The following is a 712-nucleotide window of genomic DNA, read 5'->3' on the forward strand; positions in this document are numbered from 1 at the left end:
CGGGCGGTCGTCCGCCCCGCCCCCGCGCCAGGGCGGACGCGTCGCCTCGGGTGTATTGAAAAACACGCCCGGGCCGCCCGCATCGAGCATGTCGACGTGCACGTCGGCCGTCGTCACGAGCCGCACGCGCCGGTACAGGCCGCCGTACAGCGTGTAGTCGCCACCGAGCGGCGCGACGTCCGGCTGGCGCGTGTTGTCGACGCGGACCAGCAGCACGTTGGCGCCGGCCCGCAGCTGGTCCGTGACGTCGAAGCGGAAGCGCGCGAAGCCGCCTTCGTGGCGGCCGATGCGCGTGCCGTTCAGCCAGACGTCCGTCGACAGTGCGGCGCCGTCGAATTCGAGATACGTGCGCCCTCCTTTGACGGCAGGCGCCGTGAGCGTGCGCCGGTACCAGCCCGCGCCGCGATAGGGATTCGGCGACGTGCCGTCGTCCGCGTTGAACGTGTGGGGCAGCGCGACGGCGGTCCAGCCAACCGGCGCGCCCTTGGCGAATTCCCAGCCGTCGTCCAGCGCGGTGACGGTACGGGGTGCCGCCTGGACGGAGGCGACACAGGAAAGGGCCAGGACGAGCACCCGGCAAATACGGATCATGGTAGCGTGCATCTAGGGCTCCAAAATGAAAAAAGGGCCCGCGAATGAACTGACCCCGTAAAGTTGGACGGTTAGTTTGCTAGGCAGCCAAGGCCTGAGTTCTGTATTGCACAGGACTCAG

The 712-nt window shown here is 68.4% G+C and carries 1 protein-coding gene; it reads right to left on the reverse strand.

What is annotated here, in order from left to right; translation table 11 throughout:
• Positions 1-603, reverse strand: a 603-nt coding sequence (locus ACEN88_RS33435; RefSeq protein ID WP_413346633.1) for a sugar-binding domain-containing protein, incomplete at its 3' end; no start/stop codon positions are given.
• Positions 604-712 lie beyond the last annotated feature (109 nt).

Origin of the sequence: Massilia sp. CT11-108 (assembly GCF_047302915.1) — a bacterium.
GTDB classification, from domain to species: domain Bacteria; phylum Pseudomonadota; class Gammaproteobacteria; order Burkholderiales; family Burkholderiaceae_D; genus Telluria; species Telluria orientalis.